Raw genomic sequence first — 19,992 nt, 5'->3', positions numbered from 1 at the left:
CGGTCGGCCGTTCAGTCGGTCGGTCAGATCAGTCAGATCAGTCGCCCGGTCAGCCCAGGTAGGCCGCTCGGACCTCGGGGTGCGCCTGAATCTCGTCCGGCGTCCCCTCCGCGAGCACCGCGCCGAGGTTCAGCACGACCACCCGGTCCGACTGGCCCATGACGAAGCCCACGTCGTGCTCGACGAGAAGTACCGCCACCCCATCGGAGCGCAGCCGTTGGATCTGCTCGCCGAAACGTTCCGTCTCCTGTGCCGACAGCCCCGACGTCGGCTCGTCCAGCAGCAGCAGCCGGGGCCGGTCGGCGATCGCCCGCGCCAGTTCGACCAGCCGCGCCTGACCGATCGGCAGCGAGCCGGCCGGCCGGTGTCGCAGGTCGGCCAGCCCGCACGCCTCGAGCACCGCGGTCGCCCGCTCCCGCCGCTCGGCCTCCCGCCGTCGGCGGCTGGGCGCGGCGACCAGGTCGGCCACCAGACCGCCGCCGCCCCCGCGCCACTCCATCGACGCCAGCACGTTGTCCTCCACCGACAGCCGGCCGTACAGCTGGGTGCGCTGGAACGTGCGGCGCACCCCGGACCGCGCCCGCCGTTCCGGCATCTGGCGGGTCACGTCGGACCCGTCCAGGTGCACGGTCCCCGACGTGGGCGGGGTCAGCCCCGAGATGATGTCGAACAGGGTGGTCTTGCCGGCGCCGTTCGGGCCGATCAGGCCGCGGACCTCACCCGCCTCCACCCGCAGCGATACCTCCCGAATGGCCGTCAGCCCGCCGAAACGCTTGGTCACACCGCGGACCTCCAGGGCCGGGCCCGCTGTGGCCGCGACGGCGTCGCGGCCAGGCCTGGTCGCAACCACACCCGCTCCTTCTTCGGCCCGTTCAGGCCTGTAACGGTCGAGGGGTGCCGCCGGGTTTTCCCGGCCCGGCGCTCCCGCCGACACAGGTTTCGCCAGGTGGGTGGGAAAGGCTTCCGCCTTTCCCACCCACCTGGCCCACGGGACGGACTAGTCGGCGTAGGGGTCGTTGCAGACGAGCGGGACGGCCAGGGCGTACTTTCCGTCCTTCAGATTGGTGGCGGTGGCGCACGGCGCCGCGTAGTAGTGGTTCTCCGGCCAGGCGGTCCGCCCGAGGAAAATGCCGTCACCGTAGTGGAAATCGGGGCCGTTCAACGTGCTCAGAAACTTGTCGACGGTGAGATCCTTGCCGGTCGCCTTGAGGCCCGCGATCACCATGTCGGCCGTGATCCACCCCATCGCCGTGGTGATCGACAGCCCCGCGCCCTCGCCGTACTTGGCGATGTCATCCGTCATCTGCCGGACCACCGCGTTGTCCGTCGTCTGGAACGGCAGCCACTGGAGATACGTGTAGGTGTCGTCCAGGGCCTTCAGACCGGCCAGCCGCGGGTCATAGCCCACCGCGCTGATCTGGATGCCCTGGTAGCCGGCCGCGGTCAGCGTCTGGACGAGCGCGGTGACGTTCACGAAGTCGGTGACGTGGTAGATCATCGCCGGCGGCTTGCCGCTGTTGGCGGTCATGATCTGCCGAACCAGCGTGGACGGATCCGCGGGCGGCTGCCCCAGTTGCAGCGTGTTGCTGGTCATGACGACCTTCAGCCCGGCCCGTTCCAGGGAGCGCTTCGTGTCCGCGACCCCCTGCCTGGCGGAGGCGTTGTCGACGCCCAGCAGCACGACGCTCTTGTCGGACTTGTCGGCCAGCAGCTCGACGTAGGGACCGACCTGGATCGAGTTGTACTTGTCCGGGAGCAGGCAGCCGGTGATGCCGAAGGTGTTCGCCCGGTTGCACAGGCCGTTGTTGAACGACCAGCCGAACGCCGGCACCTTGTTCGCGCACAGCGAGTCCGCGTAGGCCGAGATCGACGTGGCCACCGGGGCCACCGCGAAGACCTTCTCGTTCTCGGCCAGCTTCTTGCCGACGTCGGCGTTCTGCTGCGCGCTGAGCCCGTCATCGGACATGCCGATATAGTCGATCTTGCGGCCGAAGACGCCGCCGGCGGCGTTCTCCCGGGCGAACCGGGCCCGCGCCCCCAGGTCCGTCTCCTGGTAGGTGGACGTTCCGGAGTTGCTGAGCGTCCCGAGGCCGCCGATCTTGATGCTGGTGTCGGTGATGCCCTGGGTCGGGTCGGGGGCTTGGCCAGAGCACTGCAGGTCGCCCGAGACCGGGATCGACGTCCAGGTGGCGGGGCTGCTGGCGGTGGAGCGCGACAGCGCGACCGTCGTGCCGGCGCTCGAATCCGCCGAGGCCGCGCCGTCGGTGCCGTCGGCGCCGCTGCCGCCGCAGGCCGCCGCCAGGACCAGCATTGTCGCTAACACGGGTAACAGACCGTTCCGGAACCTCATGCTTGGATGACCTTCCCCTTGGTAGTCACTGGGTCGTCGCGTTGCCGGCGACCTGGCCGCGGCGGCCGCCACGATGCCGGCGACGCGGTTTCAGACCGAAATCGCGGCATGCCGCGCGGAATCCGTAGAATGGGAGGTCGCTAAAACAGCCCGAACGCCATCACGTTGGCGCGGGAAGCTTCCGCGACGGGTAGCGAAACGCACCGAAGGCGCGTTTCGCTCACAGTGGTCAGAGAATCCGGCCACTCACCGAGGCGTCTGATGGCCGGGTGGCCACGACCGCCCCGGAAGCATCCCGGTTCGCAACCGTTCTGTCGCCGGCATGCGTCGGTCCATGACGTCGTCCGGCTAGGTGAGCACGCCCGCTCGACCCGACTGGCCAGAACGTGAGGAACAGTCACAGCTCTCTATGTCAAAGTCAAGACCCAGACGTCGATCACCTTCCGCCCACGTTCGGTCACAATGCATAGCGAACGGGTGTGAGGCGCGCACTCGCCTGACCCGCGCCGCGCCGCGCCGGAGCCGGCGACCCGCACGCCCCGGCCGGTCAACCCGGCCGCGGGCGCGGCCACCAGTGACGCCCGCGCCGCCACCGCGAGGTGTCGTGACCGACCGCGAAGTGCGTCCGTCATCGAGCCAGTCGTCGCCCCTCCGAACCGGACGGCGACTCGCGACCGGATGCATGGGTCCGTGACCGGGCCCAACGAGTCCCAGCGGGGCAGCAGGCGCTTGCCGACCCGTCGAAGACCGTCTACATTGACGTCAACTTTTCCAGACATGATCGTCAAACTTTTTTCACGATCATGTCGACTTCATCAGGCTGCGGCCCTGGAACATCAGGCTTGCGGCAGGAGCCGCCTGACGACTGCCAGGCGGCAACAGCACCTGGGCGCAAAGAGCGGGTGAGCGGTGATGGAGACACCAGAGGTCGGACGCGAGCAGCGAGTGCCGTTCGGCGACCGGCTGATCGAGGCAGCCCCAGGCGGGAGATCCCGCGCCCCCGACACCGCCGTCGAGGAGGTTGTCGGCAGGGGTCGCCGCGCCCGGCGCCGTGGTGCCACGCGCCGAGTGTCCGTCGGAACGCGCCCGTCGGCCAACAGCACGCCTCGCGGACCTGGGACCGTCGCGTTTCTGGCATCGTCCGGTCCGAGGTATTCGCGGCCGGGCGTGGGCAGCGACGCAAGGAGGTGTCTCATGGGTCAGCCGCCCCCGCGGCCGACCCACGGTCAGCGGGCCGTCGGGCCCTCCCCACGTGTGCGTTCCTGCCCGACCGAGCCGATCACCGCGTCAGAACCAACGACGGACCAGCCCGCCCTATGGAACCGCCGCCGCGCCGTCGCCTGGCGGCCCTGAAGGAGCAGCAGATGGAGCCCCTCCCCCAGCCAAGCCAGGCGACGGCGTCGCCCGCCGTCTCCGGCGCCGATGCTCGGCTCCGCGCTCAGCGCTGGGACGACGACGGCCCGCGCTCGCGCCGGGGGGCCGAGACGAGGGCGCGCCTGGTAGAGGCCGCGAAGGCGGTCTTCGAGGAGAAGGGCTTCCACGAGGCTCGGATCTCGGACGTCGCCGAACGGGCCGGCCTGACCCACAGCGCCTTCTACCACTACTTCGACTCGAAGGAGGACATCCTGCGTGAGGTGGCGGCGGCGCTCGATCACACGCTGAACGCCGGCGTGGACATCATCCTGGACCCGACTTCCACCGCCACGCCGCACGAGCGCGTCGCCGCGGCCATGCGTACCCGCCTCGAGGCCCACCGCAAGGAAGCGCGGATCATGGGCGTGATCGAGCAGGTGTCGCGCCACAACGAGCAGATCCGGGTGCTCTGGACCCAGTTCTACCAGCAGCATGTGAAGGAGATGGCGCATTCGATCGAACAGCTGCAGCAACGTGGTCTCGCGGACCCAGCCCTCGACCCTGTCATCGTGACCGACGCCCTGGCCGTGATGACCATACGGTTCGCCGAACAGTCCCTTCTGCAGGACGACTCGGGGTACGACTTCGACACCGCCGTCGAACAGATCACCAGAATCTACATCAACGCGCTGCAACTGCGCGAGCCCAAGAAGCCACGCCGCCGACGGGACGACACCGGCTAGTACCGCGCCGGTCGATCAGCAACGCCGGGGCCGGCACCCGCGCACTCCACCACGGGACTTCCATCCATTCCGGCCGAAAACCCGACGGCGGGACGCGCGTGCCGCGGACCCGGTCTGAACGCGCGCCGACAACGAGCCCGAACACCGACACCAAGCTGAGCGGCAGGGGAACCGTGCCTGAAACCCGGAAGATTGGCTCCGAAACGAGGATTCTCATCGATGGAGAGCTCGTCGAGGCAGACTCGGGCAAGACGTTTGACAACATCAATCCAGCCACCGAGGAGACATTAGGCCAGGTCGCTGACGCGTCGAACACGGAGATGCGGCGGGCCATCTCCGCGGCCCGGCGCGCGTTCGACGAGACGGACTGGTCGACCAACCGGGCGCTGCGCAAGCGCTGCCTCGAACAGTTGCAGGACGCGCTGGAGGCTGAGCAGGCCGAACTCCGGGAGGAGCTCATCCTCGAGGTCGGCTGCCCGCGCATGGTGACGAACGGCCCGCAGCTCGACGATCCGCTGGCGAGCGCGCTCCGCTACCCGGCGAAGCTGATCGAGGAGTTCCGGTGGGAGGCCGAACTCCCGGATGCCCCCGCCATGGGCGTGCTCACCCAGCGACGCGTCTGGAAGGAGCCGGTCGGCGTGGTCGGCGCGATCGTGCCCTGGAACTTCCCGTTCGAGGTGGCGCTGAACAAGCTCGGCCAGGCGCTTGCCACTGGAAACACAGTGGTGCTCAAGCCCGCTCCGGACACACCCTGGAACGCCACCAGAATCGGTCGCCTCGTCGCCGAGCGCACCGACATCCCGCCCGGCGTCGTCAACGTCGTCACCTCCTCGGACCACCTGGTTGGCGAGCAGCTGACCCTGTCGCCGCAGGTCGACCTCATTTCCTTCACCGGATCGACCGCGGTGGGTCAGCGGATCATGGAGAAGGGGGCCGCCACGCTGAAGCGGGTCTTTCTCGAACTCGGCGGCAAGTCGGCGACGATCGTGCTGGACGACGCCGACCTCCCGGCGGCGGTCACGACCGGCCTGGGGGTCTGTTACCACGCCGGGCAGGGCTGTGCCATCCAGACTCGGATGCTGCTTTCCCGGTCGCGCTACGACGAAGGCGTCGAAATCCTGAAGGCCGCGCTGGCGGCGGCGCCCTACGGCGACCCGCAGCGTCCGGACGTGATGATGGGCCCGGTGATCTCGGCGAAGCAACGCGACCGCGTGCTCGGCTACATCGAGCGCGGTGTCCGGGAAGGCGCGACGCTTGCCCTCGGCGGCGGGCGCCCTCGGCACCTGTCGAAGGGCTGGTACGTCGAGCCCACCCTGTTCACCGACGTGGACAACTCGATGACGATCGCCCAGGAGGAGATATTCGGACCGGTTCTCGTCGTGATCCCCTTCGACGACGACGATGACGCCGTCCGGATCGCCAACGACAGCCGCTATGGGCTTTCGGGCGCCGTGTTCTCCGGCTCCCTTGAGCGGTCGCTGGCCGTGGCTCGCCGCGTCCGCACCGGCGACCTGGGCATCAACGGCGGCACTCCGTATGGCGCCGACCTGCCCTTCGGCGGTTACAAGCACAGCGGTATAGGCCGGCAGAACGGCGTCGAGGGGTTCGAACAGTACCTGGAGACGAAGGCGCTGGCCTGGCCGAAGGTCTGAGCATCGAACCGCCGCGCCACCGCGGTCGGCGCGTGGCCGGGCGCGCGCCGTGACACCTGGCGCCCTCAGTAGGCCGACAGAGCTTTGGCGTGGCTCCCGGTAACTGACACGCACGGCACTCCCGCGCAAATACGATCTTTCCGGCAACCGTCGCCGCCGTGGACGCGCCGCCACAGAACAGGCACCCCATTCACCAGAAGAAAGAAGTCCTGATATGCCAGTGACGACCCCCGACAGCGACCTCTACTACGACCCTTATGACTTCCAGATCGACGCGGACCCCTATCCAACATGGCGACGGATGCGCGACGAGGCGCCGCTCTACTACAACGACAGGCACGACTTCTACGCGTTAAGCCGATTCGAGGACGTCGAGCCCTGCCTGAGCAACTGGCAGACCTACCGGTCAGGCAGGGGCACCCTCCTCGAGCTCATCAGGGCTAATGCTCCGATTCCACCGGGGTCGATCCTTTTCGAGGACCCGCCCGTCCATCAGGTCCACCGCGGCGTCATGGCCCGGGTATTCACGCCCAGGAAGATGAACGCGCTCGAACCAAAGGTCCGCGAGTTCTGCCGCCATTCCCTCGACCCCCTCGTCGGATCAGGAGGATTCGACTTCGTCGCCGACCTGGGCGCGGCGATGCCCATGCGTATCATCGGCTATCTCCTGGGAATTCCCGAAGAAGATCAGGAAGCGATCCGGACCCTCTTCGACGACAATTTGCGCCTTGAGGAAGGCGACGATCTCGCGCCGCCGGACATGAGCCTCACCGAACCGTTCGCCGCCTATATCGAGTGGCGGTCCAAGCACCCCTCCGACGATCTCATGACGGAACTCCTCAACGCGGAGTTCGAGGACGAGACCGGCACCACCCGCACCCTGAACCGGGAAGAGGTGCTCAACTACGTCTACCTGCTCGCCGGAGCCGGCAACGAAACGACAGCACGGCTCATCGGCTGGGCCGGGAAGCTGCTCGCCGAGCACCCGGACCAACGCAGTGAGCTCGTCGAGGACCCATCGCTAATTCCCAACGCGGTCGAGGAACTCCTCCGTTACGAGTCCCCCTCGCCCGTGCAGGCCCGATACGTCCTCCATGACGTCGAGCACCATGGTCGGCCCGTTCCCGCGGGCAGTGTCATCCTGCTCCTCAACGGCTCCGCCAACCGGGACGAGCGCCGGTTCTCGGACCCCGACCGTTTCGACATCCACCGCGACGTCGGCCGCCACCTCTCTTTCGGCTACGGCATCCACCACTGCCTGGGCGCGGCGCTGGCTCGCCTCGAGGGCAGGGTGGCGCTCGAGGAGGTGCTGCGCCGATTCCCCACCTGGGAGGTCGACTGGGACAACGCCGTGCAGGCCCGCACGTCAACGGTACGCGGCTGGGAGAAGCTACCCGTCCATATCCCGTGACCACACCCGCGCGCCCGGCCAGGCCGCACCATCCAGTTCCTGGTCCCGGCGGCCTCATGCCGTGATCCGCGGGTTGAGAGCGAGATCCGCGAGAGAACGACCGCCCGTCGTCGTGTCCGGCGGCCAGGGCACAGGCAGCCGCCCCACCCCATGGACTCAGCCGACCCATGGACTCAGCCGAGGACCAACCAACCGCAGGAGGCACTGATGCGCCCACACCCCGGCTCAGCTGTCGCGCCGGCCGTTCTTCCGGGAGCCGTGCGCCAGATCGGCTACGTCGTCCGCGATCTCGATCAGGCCCTGGCCAGCTGGCTCGCGCTGGGGGTCGGGCCCTGGTATGTCATGCGTGGGCAGTCGCAAAGCGGGAGCTACCGAGGCCGGCCCTGCACGGTCCCCCTGTCGATCGCCTTCGGTAACACGGGTGACCTGCAGGTAGAACTGATCTGCCAGGAGGACGACACACCCAGCATCTACACCGAGTTCCTCGAGTCCGGGTCGGAGGGGTTCCACCAGCTGGCTTGGTGGACCACCGACTTCGATGCCACGATGCGATCCGTCGACGCCGCCGGATGGCCCGTGGTGTGGTCGGGTGACGGGGGCGGCGCCGCTCGTTACGCCTATGTTGAGCCTCCCGCCGGGCCTGCGACGATAGTCGAGATCATGGAGGTCACAGCCGCCACGGACGGCATAGCGACTCTTGTCCACCAGGCCGCGTCCGGCTGGGACGGCCGGAAGCCGCTTCGTACCTTCGAGCAGATCTGACGCGGTTCCGTCCGCGGCCGCCTGCCTGCGCGCCGCGGCTCGAAGTGGCCTGACAACGTCTGACAGCCGAATCTCGCCAAAGGCTCGCGCCCCGTGCCAGGCCGGTTGCCGCGGTTCCCGCTGTCAGGGATCCACGGGAGGCGACGTGCCGGACCCGCCGGCGGCGGACAGCTCACTGGCGATGCCGTCGAGGAAACGGGCCATGCCGTAGGAGAAGACCTCCTCGGAGGGCACGGACACATATGCCGCGCCGGCCGCGCGCAGGGCGGCGAACTGGTCGGCGGGCAGCCCGGAAAGGAGTTGGTCGAAGCCGTCGGCGCCGGCGGCGCCGCGCGATCCGCGACCGGCGGCGCCGCGCTCGATGTCGACGACCCCGGCCACGAACTGGATCCGGCGGCAGCCCGTCCTGGCAGGCGGGCGGATTCTCGTCTTCAGCGGTTTCCCGATTCTGCAACGACTTTGGGTATGTCCTTGTTGTTTGTAGTGGCGGCGTCGGGCCTGGTGTTGGCGGCGTCGGCGCCAGTCCGACCAGGTCCAGACGAAGTCGGTGGGGTGGACGCGGTGGAGCAGGGCGGCGATCAGCCTGCGGATCTCGGGTACGGCCATGCCGAGGGCAGCGAATCGGGACGGGGCGATCGGCCAGTGGCGCACTCCGCCGTGGTTCAGAGAAGTAGCCGCTGAGCCGGCGCCGAATCCGCGACGGAGCCGTCTGTAGACGACTCAGCCGGAGAAGCTGTCGAGGTCGCTACCGTCAGGATCGACGGTGCGTGCGATGCGGCGCCCGATGTCGCCCAGCTGCCGCTGCTGCACGCGAGTGAGCGGATCGAAGACCAGGGCGCGGACCGTCTCGACATGCCCGGGAGCGGTCGCGGCGATTTTCTCCCAGCCCGCGTCCGTGAGGGTCGCCAAGGTGCCGCGGCCGTCGGCGGGGTCCGGTGTGCGGCGTACCCAGCCCGCCCTCTCCAGCCGCCCGGCCACGTGGGAGAGCCGGGAGGCCGATCCGCCGGCAAAGACGGCCAGGGCGCTCATACGCAGGGTGCGCTCGGGTGCCCCGGACAGCATCGCCAACACCTGGTACTCGAAGTGGCTGATCCCGGCGTCCCGCTGGAGCTGGTCGTCGAGCGCGGCCGGGAGCCTGATCAGCACCCTGGCGAGGGCCAACCAGGTCTGCATCTCCTCGTCGGTCAGCCAGCGCGGCTGCTGCGCGTCCACACCGCCAGCCTAGCTTGAAGCATCAACAAAACCAAGATCGCAAACTACTTGACACGTCAAGCATTTGCGCCTAGTTTTTTATTGAAGCTTCAACTTGATGGCGGGCTGCCGGAGGGCGCCTGGCGGCCGCGCCGCCCGCTCATCACCGGTGTCGTCATCGATCCGATCCCCCAGGGAGCACCCATGCGCGCACTGAACGTCCCGGCTGCGGGCGAGCAGCCCCGCCTGTCCGACCTGCCGGTCCCCGCACCCGTCGAGGACACCGTGCTGGTCCGCGTGAAGGCGGCTGGTCTCAACGCCCTCGACAACGCCCTGGCCGCCGGGATGATGGCCGAGATGCTCCCGCATGTGTACCCGCTGGTCCTCGGCCGTGACGCCGCCGGCGTCGTCGAGGCCGTCGGAGCCGGCGTCGACCACGTCGCCATCGGCGACGAGGTGATCGGCCACATGCTGCTCGTTCCACCGATCCAGGCCGGCACTCTCGCCGAGTACGCGCTGCTGCCCGCCGCCGCGGTCACCCGCAAGCCGACCGGCCTCGACTTCACCGCCGCCGCCGCGCTCCCCCTCGCCGCGGCCGCCGCCAAGGCCGCCGTCGACGCTATCGAACCGCGGCCCGGTCAGACCGTCCTCGTCGTCGGAGCCGGCGGCGGCGTCGGTTCCTACACCGTCCAGCTGCTCGCCGCCCGCGGCGTCACCGTCGTCGCCACCGCCACCGCCGTCGACACCGACCGGCTGACCACGCTCGGCGCGACCACCGTCATCGACTACACCGCCGGCCCGGTCGCCCAGCAGGTGGCCACCGTCTACCCCGACGGCGTCGACGCCCTGATCGACCTCGTGGCCTACACCCCCGACACCGCGCCCCTCGAGTTGGTCCGCAAGGGCGGGAAGGTCGCCAGCACCCTGGGCGCCGCCGACGAACAGGCCCTCGCCGCGCTCGGCCTGACCGGAACCAGCGTCATGGCCACCCCCGTCCGCGAGGTCATCGCGGAACTCGCCGAGCAGGTTACCGCCGGCACCCTCAAAGTCGACATCACCACCGTCCTGCCCCTCGAGAACGCCACCGACGGGCTAGCCACCCTCGCCAGCGGCACCGCCCGCGGAAAGATCGTCATCGAGATCGGCGACTGACAGCACAACGCACCGACCGCTGCCGCTGACCAGAACGTCCGGGGATACACACCGAAGCGGCCGCCGACCCGGCTGGTACCCACCCACAACGAAACGGCGCGGGTACCAGCCGGAGTCCACCCGGCAGGGCCGCAGAGATCTTCCATCACAGATGGCGCCGGCGCCCTTTCCCCGTCGTCCTGTCAGCGTCCGCCATGAGGTCGGACACGAGCGCGACAGCTTCCTGGTGCGGATCCCCGCCACCGCGGACGTCAGCGCATGGTGTGCCCGCTTCTCCCAGTCCGCTGGTAAACGGATCACTCGGCCACTTGAACCGTCAGGAGACCTGACATGAAGATCAAGGAACTCGGACATCTCGTCCTGTACGTGAGGGACATCGACCGGTCGGCCGCCTTCTACCGGGACGTCCTGGGCTGGCGCCAAGTCCTGCCCGACCCCTTGGCCCCGGCGCCGGCTTCGCGCCGCATCCCGGCCGCGGCGTTCTCGGCCGGCCCGAGGACACACCACGAGCTGCTGCTCATCGAAGTGGGCGAGAACGCAAAGCCGATTCCAGCCGGACGCCGCGTCGGGATGTACCACTTCGGGCTCAAAGTCGGCGACAACGACGACGAGCTGCGCGAGGCACTCGCCCACATCACCGCGGCCGGTGTGACGATCGCCGGCGCGTCCGACCACACCGTCACCCACAGCCTCTACATCCACGACCCGGACGGGAATGAGATCGAGCTGTACATCGACGTCCCCGACGCCGACTGGAAGACCGACCCGACCCTGGTAGGCGCACCGATTCGCCCACTTCACCTCTAGCCTCGGGATTCACCGCCGGGCATCTGCGCTGGTCACAACTTTGATCGTCAGCAAATAGACAAAGAAAGCTTCATAACAAGGCACCTTCCGCGAGGCCCTTAGAAGGTGACTCGCACGCGGCCATGAGTCCGGCTGATGATAATGTCGTCCGCGCTGGCCCGAGCACCACAGCAGGAGGACATGATGGCGACCTCGGCGAGGACAGCCCGGACGAGACCGGGCTGGATGTTCGCGCTGGGCGGCCTGAAGACATTCGTCGAGACCGGAGCCCCGCTGGTCGGCGCCCGATGAAGCTCACCAGCTACACGCTCGTCACCTTGGTGCGCCCGGACGGCTATCCGGCCGCTGGCCCCCGAGGAGGAAACGCGTGTCCGAGACGCACACTTCGCGGACATGGCCGACATGAACTCGCGGGGCCTGCTGCTCGCCGCTGGCCCGTCACGCGGACGTGACGAGAACGTCCGCGGCTTCGCGATCATGCTCTGCGACGCCGCGACCAGCGAGAAATTGTGGGCCAAGAAGGTGGCGGCCCGGTTGCCCCGGCTGCGGGAGCGGATCGAGAAGGACCTGCGGGCGCCGACGCTGAGCCGGGAGCGGGTGCTGGCGGCCGCGGCGCGCTTGCTCGATGTCGGATTCTTCCGCATCGGCGGTGAGGAGTATGCCGATCGCAACGACTCCTACGGTCTGACGACGATGCGGCGCGAGCATGTGGAGATCGACGGCGACCAGATCATCTTCGACTATCCCGCCAAAGTGGCCGGCGACGCGTGCAGGCGGTTGCCGACCCGGAGGTGCTGGCTGTGGTCGTGGCGCTGTTGGAACGCCATGACGACAGCGCGGACCTGTTCGCCTGTGAGGATTCGGCAAGTGCAGGTTCAGGTACGTGCTGGTGGCTGGGTCAACAGGACGGCGGTGTAGCCGCGCAGGACGAAGGTGGGGCGCTGGACCGGTTCGGCGGCCAGCGCCCAGGTCGGGGCGTGGTCGAGGAGCGCGGCCAGGGCTGCCTGCAGCTCGATGCGGGCCAGCGGCGCGCCGAGGCAGAAGTGCAGGCCGGCACCGAAGCCCACATGGGGGTTGGGGTCGCGGCCGGCGTCGAAGGAGTCCGGGTCGGCGAAGACCGCGGGGTCGCGGTTGGCGGCGCCGAGCAGCGCGGCCACCTCGGCCCCGGCCGGGATCGTGACGCCGGCGACCGTGACGTCCGCGGTGGCGGTGCGGATGAACAGGTGCAGCGGCGGGTCGTAGCGGATCATCTCCTCGACCGCGGCCGGGATGAGCCTACGGTCGGCGCGCAGCCGGGCCAGCTGGTCTGGATGCCGCAGCAGGGCCACCACTCCGCCGCCGAGTGCGTTCACCGAGGCCTCATGGCCGGCGTTGAGCAGCAGGATCGCCGAGGCGACCAGCTCGTCGGCGGACAGACGGTCGGTGCCGTCGCGCGCGGCCACCAGGTGGCTGATCAGGTCGTCGCGCGGGTCGTCGCGGCGGCGCGCGGCCAGCGTGCGCAGGTAGCCCGCGAACTCGCCGGCGGCCGTGACCGCCGCGGCCTCGGTAGCGGGTGACGGCGCCACCTCGTACATCCGCACGATCGCGGCCGACCACGGCCGCAGCCGGTGCCGGTCCTCGCGGGGCACGCCGAGCAGTTCGGCGATGACCGTGACGGCGAGCGGCTCGGCGACGTCGGCGAGCAGGTCGAAGTCGGGCCCGGCCGCGGCCAGCAGCGCCGTGGCCTCGGCCGCCACCGCCGGCCGCAGGCGTTCGACGTGGCCGCGGCTGAACGCCTGCGCGACCAGCGACCGCAGCCGGGTATGCGCCGGTGGCTCGTTCTCCATCATCTGGTTGCGGTGCAGCAGGTTGAAGGGCGCGAAGAAAGCCGCGGGCTCCTTGTCCCGCCACAGCCGGCCGAGGCGGCGGTCGCGCAGCACCGCGCCCACCGCGGCGTGGCTCGCCGCCAGCCACCGGCCCGTGCCGGCGTGCCAACTCACCGGGGCGTGCTCCCGCAGCCGGGCGAGCGTCGGGTATGGGTCCCGCAGGAACCCCGGATCGGCGAAGTCAATCTCCAATCGTGGTCCTCCTCCACACCCGCCACGGTCGGAGCCCACTGTAGAACGACCTCCGTGACCCACCGGAGGAGATCAGGTGAAGATCAGGTCACCGGTGAACAGCACCCGCTCGTCGGGCAGCCAGGCGACCACATCACCGGTTGTGCGGGCGGTGAAGCCCGGGTGGCGCAGCTCCACCCGCCGGTCACCGGAGTGCGGCGTCAACTCGGAGCACATGGTGATCGATGGCACCCGCCGTGTGACGTTCCCCCAGTCCGGCAGCGGCTCCCAGGCAGGCGGGCAGGCGATTCAAGATCGCCATGTAACAACGAGCGCAGCGGTGGCCATGCCGCCAGAACAGCGGACGGTCTAGCCCAGGGCTTTCATGCTGGCGTCTGCTGCCGCCTCCAGGCCCGCCTCCGAGCTCAACTTGCGAGTCGACGAACGATCAGTACTGGTCGCTTGACATCTATCGGAGCACATCCGAGACCGTCCGAGCAGGGCGATGACATTTTCGGCAGCCACCGGGTCAGCTAACGGGGAGCCGCGCCACTCCTCCGCAGAGGTTGGCGTGGGAGTCGGCCAGTTCGGCCTCGGCTAAACTTTCCGGGCGCCAGCGGTGTACATACACGAAACCCGGGTCGACCAGGTGCAGACCGTCGAAGAATCGCTCGACCGCTGGGAGGGAACGCACGCACACCTTGAACCCGCGCTGCCGGTAGACCTGGGCACCCTGTTCCGACTTCTCTGGCGAGGCCTCCGGATTGCCGTGGGTTATCGTAAGAAGACCACCGCCGGGGAGCGCGTCCAGATACCGGCGGACGAGACCGTAGGGGTCGTCGGAGTCGGGAATGAAATGCAGGACCGCGGCCATCGAGAGCGCGACGGGCTGGGTGAGGTCGAAGGTGTCGCGAACGACGGCAGAAGCGAAGATCTTCTCTGGTTCACGCAGGTCCGCGTCCAGCAGCTCCGCGCGGCCTTCCGGTGCGCTGGCCAGCAGGGCTCGCGCGTGGGCGAGCACGACCGGGTCGTTGTCGACATAAATGACCCGGCACTCCCGCGCGACGCTCTGAGCCACCTCGTGCATGCTCGGGCTGGTGGGAATGCCCGATCCTACGTCGAGGAACTGGCGGACACCCGAGTTCGCGGCGAAACGGGTCACCCGTCGCAGGAAAGCACGGTTCTCCTGTATCGTGAGAGCGATGTCCGGATACACTTTCAGGAACTGTTCGGCGGCCTCGCGGTCCGGCGCATAGTTGTCCTTACCACCCAGATAGTAGTCGTGCATGCGGGCCGAATGCGGCGCGTCGGTACGCAGTTCGATCGGCGTGCCGCCAGCTCGGAACTCGTCGCCGGCCACGACCGATTCGAAATTCCAGGGCTTTTTACCCGTGACGCCGCTCTCTGCCACCGACGCTCATCCCTTCCGCTCCGTCAGCCCTCGTGACGAAGGCTCGAAGACGGCACGCGCCCGCGTCACGATCAGATCGACCACGACGCAGACCATACTGGACCGGCTGATCCCCGACAGGGGCGACGCGTTCACCTGTCGAGACCCGTACTCGTGGTCAGCCTGTGGTGGCGGGTGACGTCGTTGGCGAGCGCGTTCTGGTTTGCGCCCGCGGGGATGACCTGCCGGGGCGGCGGAGCGCCTACCGCTCCAAGGCGTCGGTCTGCATCATGATTCGTCCAGCTGGATGTCGCGCGGGTCGGTGACACGGGCCCGCGGGGCGTCGCCGACCTGCACCTCGTGCCGGAACCGGTGACGCAGGAGAGCGGCCAGCGCCTCCAGGTGGACACGATGCCGGTCGCCGGCCGGCTGGGCGAGCCAGCTCTCGACGCCGGTGAGGTCGGACGGTTTCGCCTCCGACAGGGGCCGCCAGATGACGGCTGGGAACAGCGCCCAGTTCGAGAACCGGCCGGACGACCCGGCGGAGAGCAGGCCGCCGTCCGGAGAGACCGTGAGTGTGTCGACGTGCTCGGCCCTGACCTGGTCCACCAGCTCGCCACCTGGCCAGGAGCGCACCTCGACGCGGTGTTCGCGGGAGATGACCACGACGCCATGTTGTTCCACGACGGCGAACGCGGTGACCGGCTTCTCGGCGTCGGGCCAGCGGACGGCGTCGGCCTGGTCTGGCCGGCGGTTGACCGGATACCGCACCAGGCCGGTGTTCCGGTGGACGGGAGGATCGAGGTCAGGCAGGACGTGGTCGGCGAGGAACAGGACCTCCACGCCGTCGGGCGTGAACGCGACCTCCTTCGACCTGGCCGGAACGGTGCCGGCCAGCGGCGGCCCGCCGTCCCGCAGGTCGTAGAGAAAGACCTGCCTTCCGGGACCGGGGGGTCCGTCGAACACCACCCTGCCTGAAATTCCGCAGTTCTGGTCCAGTAGGCAGAGCACTCTCCCGGCCGCCGACAGCGCGGCCTTGACTCCCCACCGCCCGCCTTCCCAGAACTGGTCGGCCTGGTGTCCCGGGTTGACCACGTCGCCGTCGCGCGACCAGGTCGTCACCCGGCCGGACGTATCCACGATGACCGCGGTGCCGTTCGGGCCGGGGACGGCCGCGGCGACGTCGAGCGGGCTGGACACCACACGGCGGCTCGTGCCATCGAGAACGACCAGGTGCCCGTCGACCTCCCCGCGGCCGCTGCCCTGGAAGGCGAACACCTCGCCACCCGTGCTGTGGAACAGGCGCAGAACGTTGAGCTGGTTCACCGCCCACAGCCGCTGCCCGGTGACCACGTCCCATCGGCTGACCGCGTGTCCCTTGGTCATCAGTCGACTGGCGATGGTCAGTTCGGCGCTGTCGGCGGCCAGGACCAGGGCGAGCGGGTAACCCGGATAGACGACCCCCGTGTCGAAGGTGCTGAGGGGCCGCAGCGCCGGCGGCAGCACGGACAGGTGGTCCGGTCCCGGCCGGGGCTCGCCGGTCGAGCCTTCCGCGGGAGGCTGGCAGGCACGGACCAGCATCCCGAAGACCTCGGCCTCGTCGGCTTCGCTCGGGGACCAGCCGGCGGCGCGCAGCCGGGCGACGGCGACCAGCGACCCGACGAACGGCAGGCCGGCGCGCGCGAGGTTCCACAGGTCGCCGTGCCGGCCGGCGGCGATCAACGCGCGGGCGAGGTCCGCCGCCTCGGCGGGCGTCGGCGCCCGGGACGCGTCCGCGGGGTGGCTGGTGCTCGTCGTGGCGGCCGTCCTGGTGAGGGCTCCGGGGGCTCCGGTGAGCATCGCCCGCAGGATGTCAGGGCGCCCGGCGCCGCGGGCGGTGTCTCGGAGGCGGGCCTGAAGCTCCGGGCGGGCGAGGCTGTAGGCAAGGCGGGCGAGCCGGCCGTCGATGTCGAGCGCGTGGTAGCGGTCCCACTGGCCGGTGGCGATCAGAAACGCGGCCCGGTCGGGCTCGGCCACGGGCAGGTAGCCGGCGTCGAGGGCGACGGCCATCGCCTCGGAGTCGCCAGCGGCCGCCAGGGCGCAGACGCGTTCCCGGGCGGCCGGGTCGGTGAGCGATCGCAACGCCTCGCCGATGGCGGCCGCGAGCGCGGCCGGCGCGGAGCGCAGCTGCCCCAGCAAGGCGGGCACCGCATACGCGCCGAACTCGGCGACCGCCTCGTGGCGGCGCTGGAGCGCGGCGACGGCCAGCCACGCGGCGGGCGCGCCTGGGAGTGTCGGATTCGCGATGAGCAGTGCCATGCGGGTGTCGTCCGGGTCGGCCAGCCACGCGGCGGCGAGCGCGTCCATCGCGTCCGGCGCGGTGGTTGCCCGTAGCAGGTCGGCGGCGGCCGCCCGGACCTGGCCGTCCGGGTCGTCCAACGCCTCCACCAGGGGTGCTGGATGGCTGGCGGGGATGATGCCGGAAAGCGGGCTCGCCCGGTCCGACGCCGCCAGCAGGAGCAGGAGCGGGACCCGCGCCGCCTCCCCGGTGTCCGGGAACGCGCGGGCTGATCCCTGCGCCGGCCCCGCCGCTGACTCGAGCAGCGCGAGCAGCGCCGGAGACCTGGCCAGCGTCCAGTGATCGGCGAGCACCTCGATGATGAGCTCCCGCGCCGCCGCGCCGCCGACCGCCCGGCGCGGGTCAGCGGGCGCCTCCAGTGCCGCCGTCAGCGCCCGGGTGGCCGCCACCGCCAACTCGTGGCCGGGCCACGCGACTGTCAGCAGTGCCGCGAGCGCGGAGGCCGCTCCGGGGTCGCCGTCCTGGACAGTGGCCCGGGTGAGCGCCCCCGCCGCCCAGGTGCCGCGCCAGCCGAGTCCTCCGTCGGCGGTCGTCAGCCCCCAGGCGGTGAGCCGTATCAGGCTTCGAGCCCGCAGGCCGGGCGCGAGCCCGTTGTCGAGCGGCCGGGCATGCGCGCGCAGCAGACGTCTGACCGGCTCGCCGACCCGGCTCATGTCACCCCCACCTGGATGGCGCGCGGACCGGTGGCACCCGCGGACGTCCCAGCCACTCGGACTCCGCCCGACCGGTACCGGGCCTCAGGAACCCCGACGTGCCCGGCTTCACCAGTGTTGCTCTTCGCGGCCCAGTCGCCGACCCGGCTGTCCTTCCTGGTCGTCAGGTGCGGGGAGAAGTCGTGGGGCCTTCAGTTGCCGACCGCCGCGGCCACCAGTGTTTCGAGCTGCGCGGCGACGCGGTCGAGCGGTCGTGTGGTGCGTTGGGCCCGGCACATGGCGACCGCCCCTTCGATCGCCGCGATGACGAGGGTCGCGAGCGACGCGGCCGTGGCCGGGTCGGCGCCGTGGAGCCGCATCGCCTCGGCGAGCTGCGTCTCCCAGCCGCCGAACACCTCCGCCGCCGCGGCGACGATGGCCGGTCGCGTGTCGTCGGCGGGCTCCTCGATCGAGACGGCGAGGACGGGGCACCCGGCCTGGAAATCCGTGCTGGTGAGAATCTCGCGCCAGAGGGCGAGGAAGGCGCGCAGGCCATCGACCGGCCCGGCGCGCAGCATCGCGCGCAGCATCGCGGCCACGGTGTCACCCGTGAGGCGAACCGCTTCGACAGCCAGCTGCTGCTTACCTCCGGGGAAATAGTGATAGGTGGAGCCCAACGGTGTCTGGGCGTGCCGGGCGACCTCGCGGATGCTGGTGGCGTTGAGGCCGCGGCGCCGGATCATATCGGCCGCTCCCGCGACGATCCGCTGGCGTGGCGTCGGGCCTGGCTCGGCCATCCTGATCCTTTCCTGGCTATAACGATCGTCATAGCGTAACGTCGACCTCGACTATAACGACCGTCATACACCTACTGGACGGTGCCGAGCGTCGCACGGAGAGGCCTGTCGAGGACGCGGCCAAGCGGCGCGCGGCCGGTCTGGCCGAGGTCGACGCGCCGCGGATGGGCGTGCTCCTTCACCGAATCGAGGAACAGTCATGCGCCAGCTCGTCTACGACGCCCCCGGCAGCTACACCTGGCACGACGCCGCCGATCCCGAACTCGCCGCGCCGGAGCAGGCGATCGTGCGCCCCGTCGCCGTCGCCTGCTGCGACCTCGACGTCGCGGTGGCCCGGTCCCGCGCACCGCTGCCTGCCGGCTATGCCCAGGGCCACGAGGGCGTCGCCGAGGTCGTCGCGGTCGGCGAGGCCGTCACCACCGTGCGGCCCGGCGAGCGTGTCATCGTCCCGTTCCAGCTCAGCTGCGGCCACTGCCGCGAGTGCCGGCGCGGCGTGACGGGCAGCTGCCGCTCCGTACCACCCCAGGCGATGTACGGTCTGGGGTCGATCGCCGGCCTCGACGGCGGCGGGTTCCTCGCCGACCTCGTCCTGGTGCCATACGCCGACGCCATGCTGATTCCGCTGCCAGCGTTCCTGGACCCCGTCGCCGTGGCGTCGCTGTCGGACAACATCCCCGACGGGTGGCGCACCGTCGGCCCCTACGCCGACGAGCTCGCCGCCCTCGACGAGATCGACCGACGCGTCCTGGTCACCGGCGGGCTGTCCATCGGGGTGTACGCCGCCGCGTTCGCCGCCGCCCTGGGCGCCCATGTCGACTACATCGACACCGACCCGAGGCGCCTCGGCGCCGCCGAGAAACTCGGCGCCAACCCCGTGGACGCCAAGCTGCCCGACCCGAAGGCCGAGCCGTACCCGATCACCGTCAGCACGTCGGCCAACCCGGCCAGCCTGGACGCGACGCTGAAAGCAACCTGGCCATACGGGGTCTGCACCGACACCGGCATCTACTACGGCGGCGCCCTCGCCCTACCGATTCTCAAGCTCTACACCAACGGCATCCGTTTCGTCACCGGACGCGCCAACGCCCGTGCCGACATTCCCCAGGCACTCGATCTGCTCGCCGCCGGGCTGGACCTGCGCCCAGCCGTGGAAACCGTCGCCGACTGGGAGTCCGCGCCACGGACGTGGGCAGCGCTGCGCGGCAAGACCGTCATCACCCGCGGCTAGAGCCGTCCGCGCGCCGCGAGAACCCGCGGCGACCGCCGGCCGTCGCCCGGGCCATGCAGGGGGACCGGGGAGAATGCCTGTCGCCGGTCGTCTGGCCGACCCGTGGCTACCTGCCCGTTTTCGCCGCAGAGGGGAGTGACAGTCTGCCGG

General features: G+C 70.0%; 17 protein-coding genes and 1 pseudogene. 9 read left to right on the top strand and 9 right to left on the bottom strand.

Features of this window, described 5'->3' with window-relative positions:
• Nucleotides 1–49: 49 nt before the first annotated feature.
• Together I6A81_RS32260 and I6A81_RS32255 are read right to left on the bottom strand one after the other, a co-directional pair.
• The gene (locus tag I6A81_RS32260) at nucleotides 50–850 is read right to left on the bottom strand and encodes an ABC transporter ATP-binding protein (RefSeq protein WP_203000043.1); all 801 of its coding nucleotides are present in this window, start codon (nucleotides 848–850) and stop codon (nucleotides 50–52) included.
• Nucleotides 851–997: 147 nt separating this feature from the next.
• Nucleotides 998–2,323, bottom strand: coding sequence for an ABC transporter substrate-binding protein (locus I6A81_RS32255; protein ID WP_307875062.1), 1,326 nt, complete (start codon nucleotides 2,321–2,323; stop codon nucleotides 998–1,000).
• A gap of 1,391 nt (nucleotides 2,324–3,714) precedes the next feature.
• Here I6A81_RS32255 and I6A81_RS32250 point away from each other — a divergent pair.
• The 4 genes from I6A81_RS32250 (at nucleotide 3,715) to I6A81_RS32235 (ending at nucleotide 8,271) form a co-directional block, all read left to right on the top strand.
• Entirely contained in the window at nucleotides 3,715–4,446 is a 732-nt protein-coding gene (locus tag I6A81_RS32250) for a TetR/AcrR family transcriptional regulator (protein WP_203000040.1), read from the top strand.
• A gap of 173 nt (nucleotides 4,447–4,619) precedes the next feature.
• A complete protein-coding gene (locus I6A81_RS32245) occupies nucleotides 4,620–6,098 on the top strand; it encodes an aldehyde dehydrogenase family protein (RefSeq protein ID WP_307875061.1) in 1,479 nt (492 codons plus the stop codon).
• A gap of 214 nt (nucleotides 6,099–6,312) precedes the next feature.
• Entirely contained in the window at nucleotides 6,313–7,509 is a 1,197-nt protein-coding gene (locus tag I6A81_RS32240; protein ID WP_203000039.1) for a cytochrome P450, read from the top strand.
• A gap of 207 nt (nucleotides 7,510–7,716) precedes the next feature.
• A complete protein-coding gene (locus tag I6A81_RS32235) occupies nucleotides 7,717–8,271 on the top strand; it encodes a VOC family protein (protein WP_203000038.1) in 555 nt (184 codons plus the stop codon).
• 123 nt (nucleotides 8,272–8,394) lie between these two features.
• Here the strand turns inward: I6A81_RS32235 and I6A81_RS32230 are convergent, their stop codons facing one another.
• Together I6A81_RS32230 and I6A81_RS32225 are read right to left on the bottom strand one after the other, a co-directional pair.
• The gene (locus I6A81_RS32230) at nucleotides 8,395–8,652 is read right to left on the bottom strand and encodes a hypothetical protein (RefSeq protein WP_203010396.1); all 258 of its coding nucleotides are present in this window, start codon (nucleotides 8,650–8,652) and stop codon (nucleotides 8,395–8,397) included.
• Nucleotides 8,653–8,991: 339 nt separating this feature from the next.
• Nucleotides 8,992–9,483 (bottom strand): MarR family winged helix-turn-helix transcriptional regulator, encoded by a 492-nt coding sequence (locus I6A81_RS32225; protein ID WP_203006979.1) that lies wholly within the window; start codon nucleotides 9,481–9,483, stop codon nucleotides 8,992–8,994.
• A 183-nt stretch (nucleotides 9,484–9,666) separates the two neighbouring features.
• On the opposite strand from I6A81_RS32225, the gene I6A81_RS32220 reads away from it, so the two are divergent.
• The 4 genes from I6A81_RS32220 (at nucleotide 9,667) to I6A81_RS32205 (ending at nucleotide 12,339) form a co-directional block, all read left to right on the top strand.
• The gene (locus I6A81_RS32220) at nucleotides 9,667–10,614 is read left to right on the top strand and encodes an NADP-dependent oxidoreductase (RefSeq protein WP_203006978.1); all 948 of its coding nucleotides are present in this window, start codon (nucleotides 9,667–9,669) and stop codon (nucleotides 10,612–10,614) included.
• Between the two features lie 330 nt (nucleotides 10,615–10,944).
• Complete coding sequence (locus tag I6A81_RS32215) at nucleotides 10,945–11,421, top strand: VOC family protein (protein WP_203006977.1); 477 nt, start codon at nucleotides 10,945–10,947, stop codon at nucleotides 11,419–11,421.
• A gap of 135 nt (nucleotides 11,422–11,556) precedes the next feature.
• Nucleotides 11,557–11,712 (top strand): hypothetical protein, encoded by a 156-nt coding sequence (locus I6A81_RS32210; RefSeq protein ID WP_203006976.1) that lies wholly within the window; start codon nucleotides 11,557–11,559, stop codon nucleotides 11,710–11,712.
• Nucleotides 11,713–11,814: 102 nt separating this feature from the next.
• Complete coding sequence (locus tag I6A81_RS32205) at nucleotides 11,815–12,339, top strand: site-specific integrase (protein WP_203006975.1); 525 nt, start codon at nucleotides 11,815–11,817, stop codon at nucleotides 12,337–12,339.
• Here the strand turns inward: I6A81_RS32205 and I6A81_RS32200 are convergent.
• The 5 genes and pseudogenes from I6A81_RS32200 to I6A81_RS32180 all read right to left on the bottom strand — a co-directional run bounded on the left by I6A81_RS32200 (nucleotide 12,297) and on the right by I6A81_RS32180 (nucleotide 18,614).
• Nucleotides 12,297–13,478 carry a cytochrome P450 gene (locus tag I6A81_RS32200; protein WP_238430783.1) on the bottom strand — a complete coding sequence of 394 codons (1,182 nt, stop codon included), beginning with the start codon at nucleotides 13,476–13,478 and terminating at the stop codon, nucleotides 12,297–12,299. The two genes, I6A81_RS32205 and I6A81_RS32200, sit on opposite strands and share 43 nt — an antisense overlap.
• A gap of 78 nt (nucleotides 13,479–13,556) precedes the next feature.
• Nucleotides 13,557–13,760, bottom strand: a pseudogene (locus I6A81_RS32195) (MBL fold metallo-hydrolase); the annotation flags it as partial.
• Nucleotides 13,761–13,986: 226 nt separating this feature from the next.
• Nucleotides 13,987–14,868 carry an SAM-dependent methyltransferase gene (locus I6A81_RS32190; protein ID WP_203006972.1) on the bottom strand — a complete coding sequence of 294 codons (882 nt, stop codon included), beginning with the start codon at nucleotides 14,866–14,868 and terminating at the stop codon, nucleotides 13,987–13,989.
• A 267-nt stretch (nucleotides 14,869–15,135) separates the two neighbouring features.
• Nucleotides 15,136–17,838: a hypothetical protein gene (locus I6A81_RS32185; protein WP_203006971.1), complete on the bottom strand. Its 2,703-nt coding sequence runs from the start codon at nucleotides 17,836–17,838 to the stop codon at nucleotides 15,136–15,138.
• 191 nt (nucleotides 17,839–18,029) lie between these two features.
• Nucleotides 18,030–18,614, bottom strand: a complete 585-nt coding sequence (locus tag I6A81_RS32180) for a TetR/AcrR family transcriptional regulator (RefSeq protein WP_203006970.1) — start codon at nucleotides 18,612–18,614, stop codon at nucleotides 18,030–18,032.
• A 199-nt stretch (nucleotides 18,615–18,813) separates the two neighbouring features.
• On the opposite strand from I6A81_RS32180, the gene I6A81_RS32175 reads away from it, so the two are divergent.
• Nucleotides 18,814–19,842, top strand: coding sequence for an alcohol dehydrogenase catalytic domain-containing protein (locus I6A81_RS32175; protein WP_203006969.1), 1,029 nt, complete (start codon nucleotides 18,814–18,816; stop codon nucleotides 19,840–19,842).
• The last annotated feature ends 150 nt before the right edge of the window (nucleotides 19,843–19,992 follow it).

The organism is Frankia nepalensis, assembly GCF_016786325.1.
Taxonomy (GTDB): Bacteria; Actinomycetota; Actinomycetes; order Frankiales; family Frankiaceae; genus Pseudofrankia; species Pseudofrankia nepalensis.
This window is presented reverse-complemented; position numbering and strand designations above follow the sequence as displayed.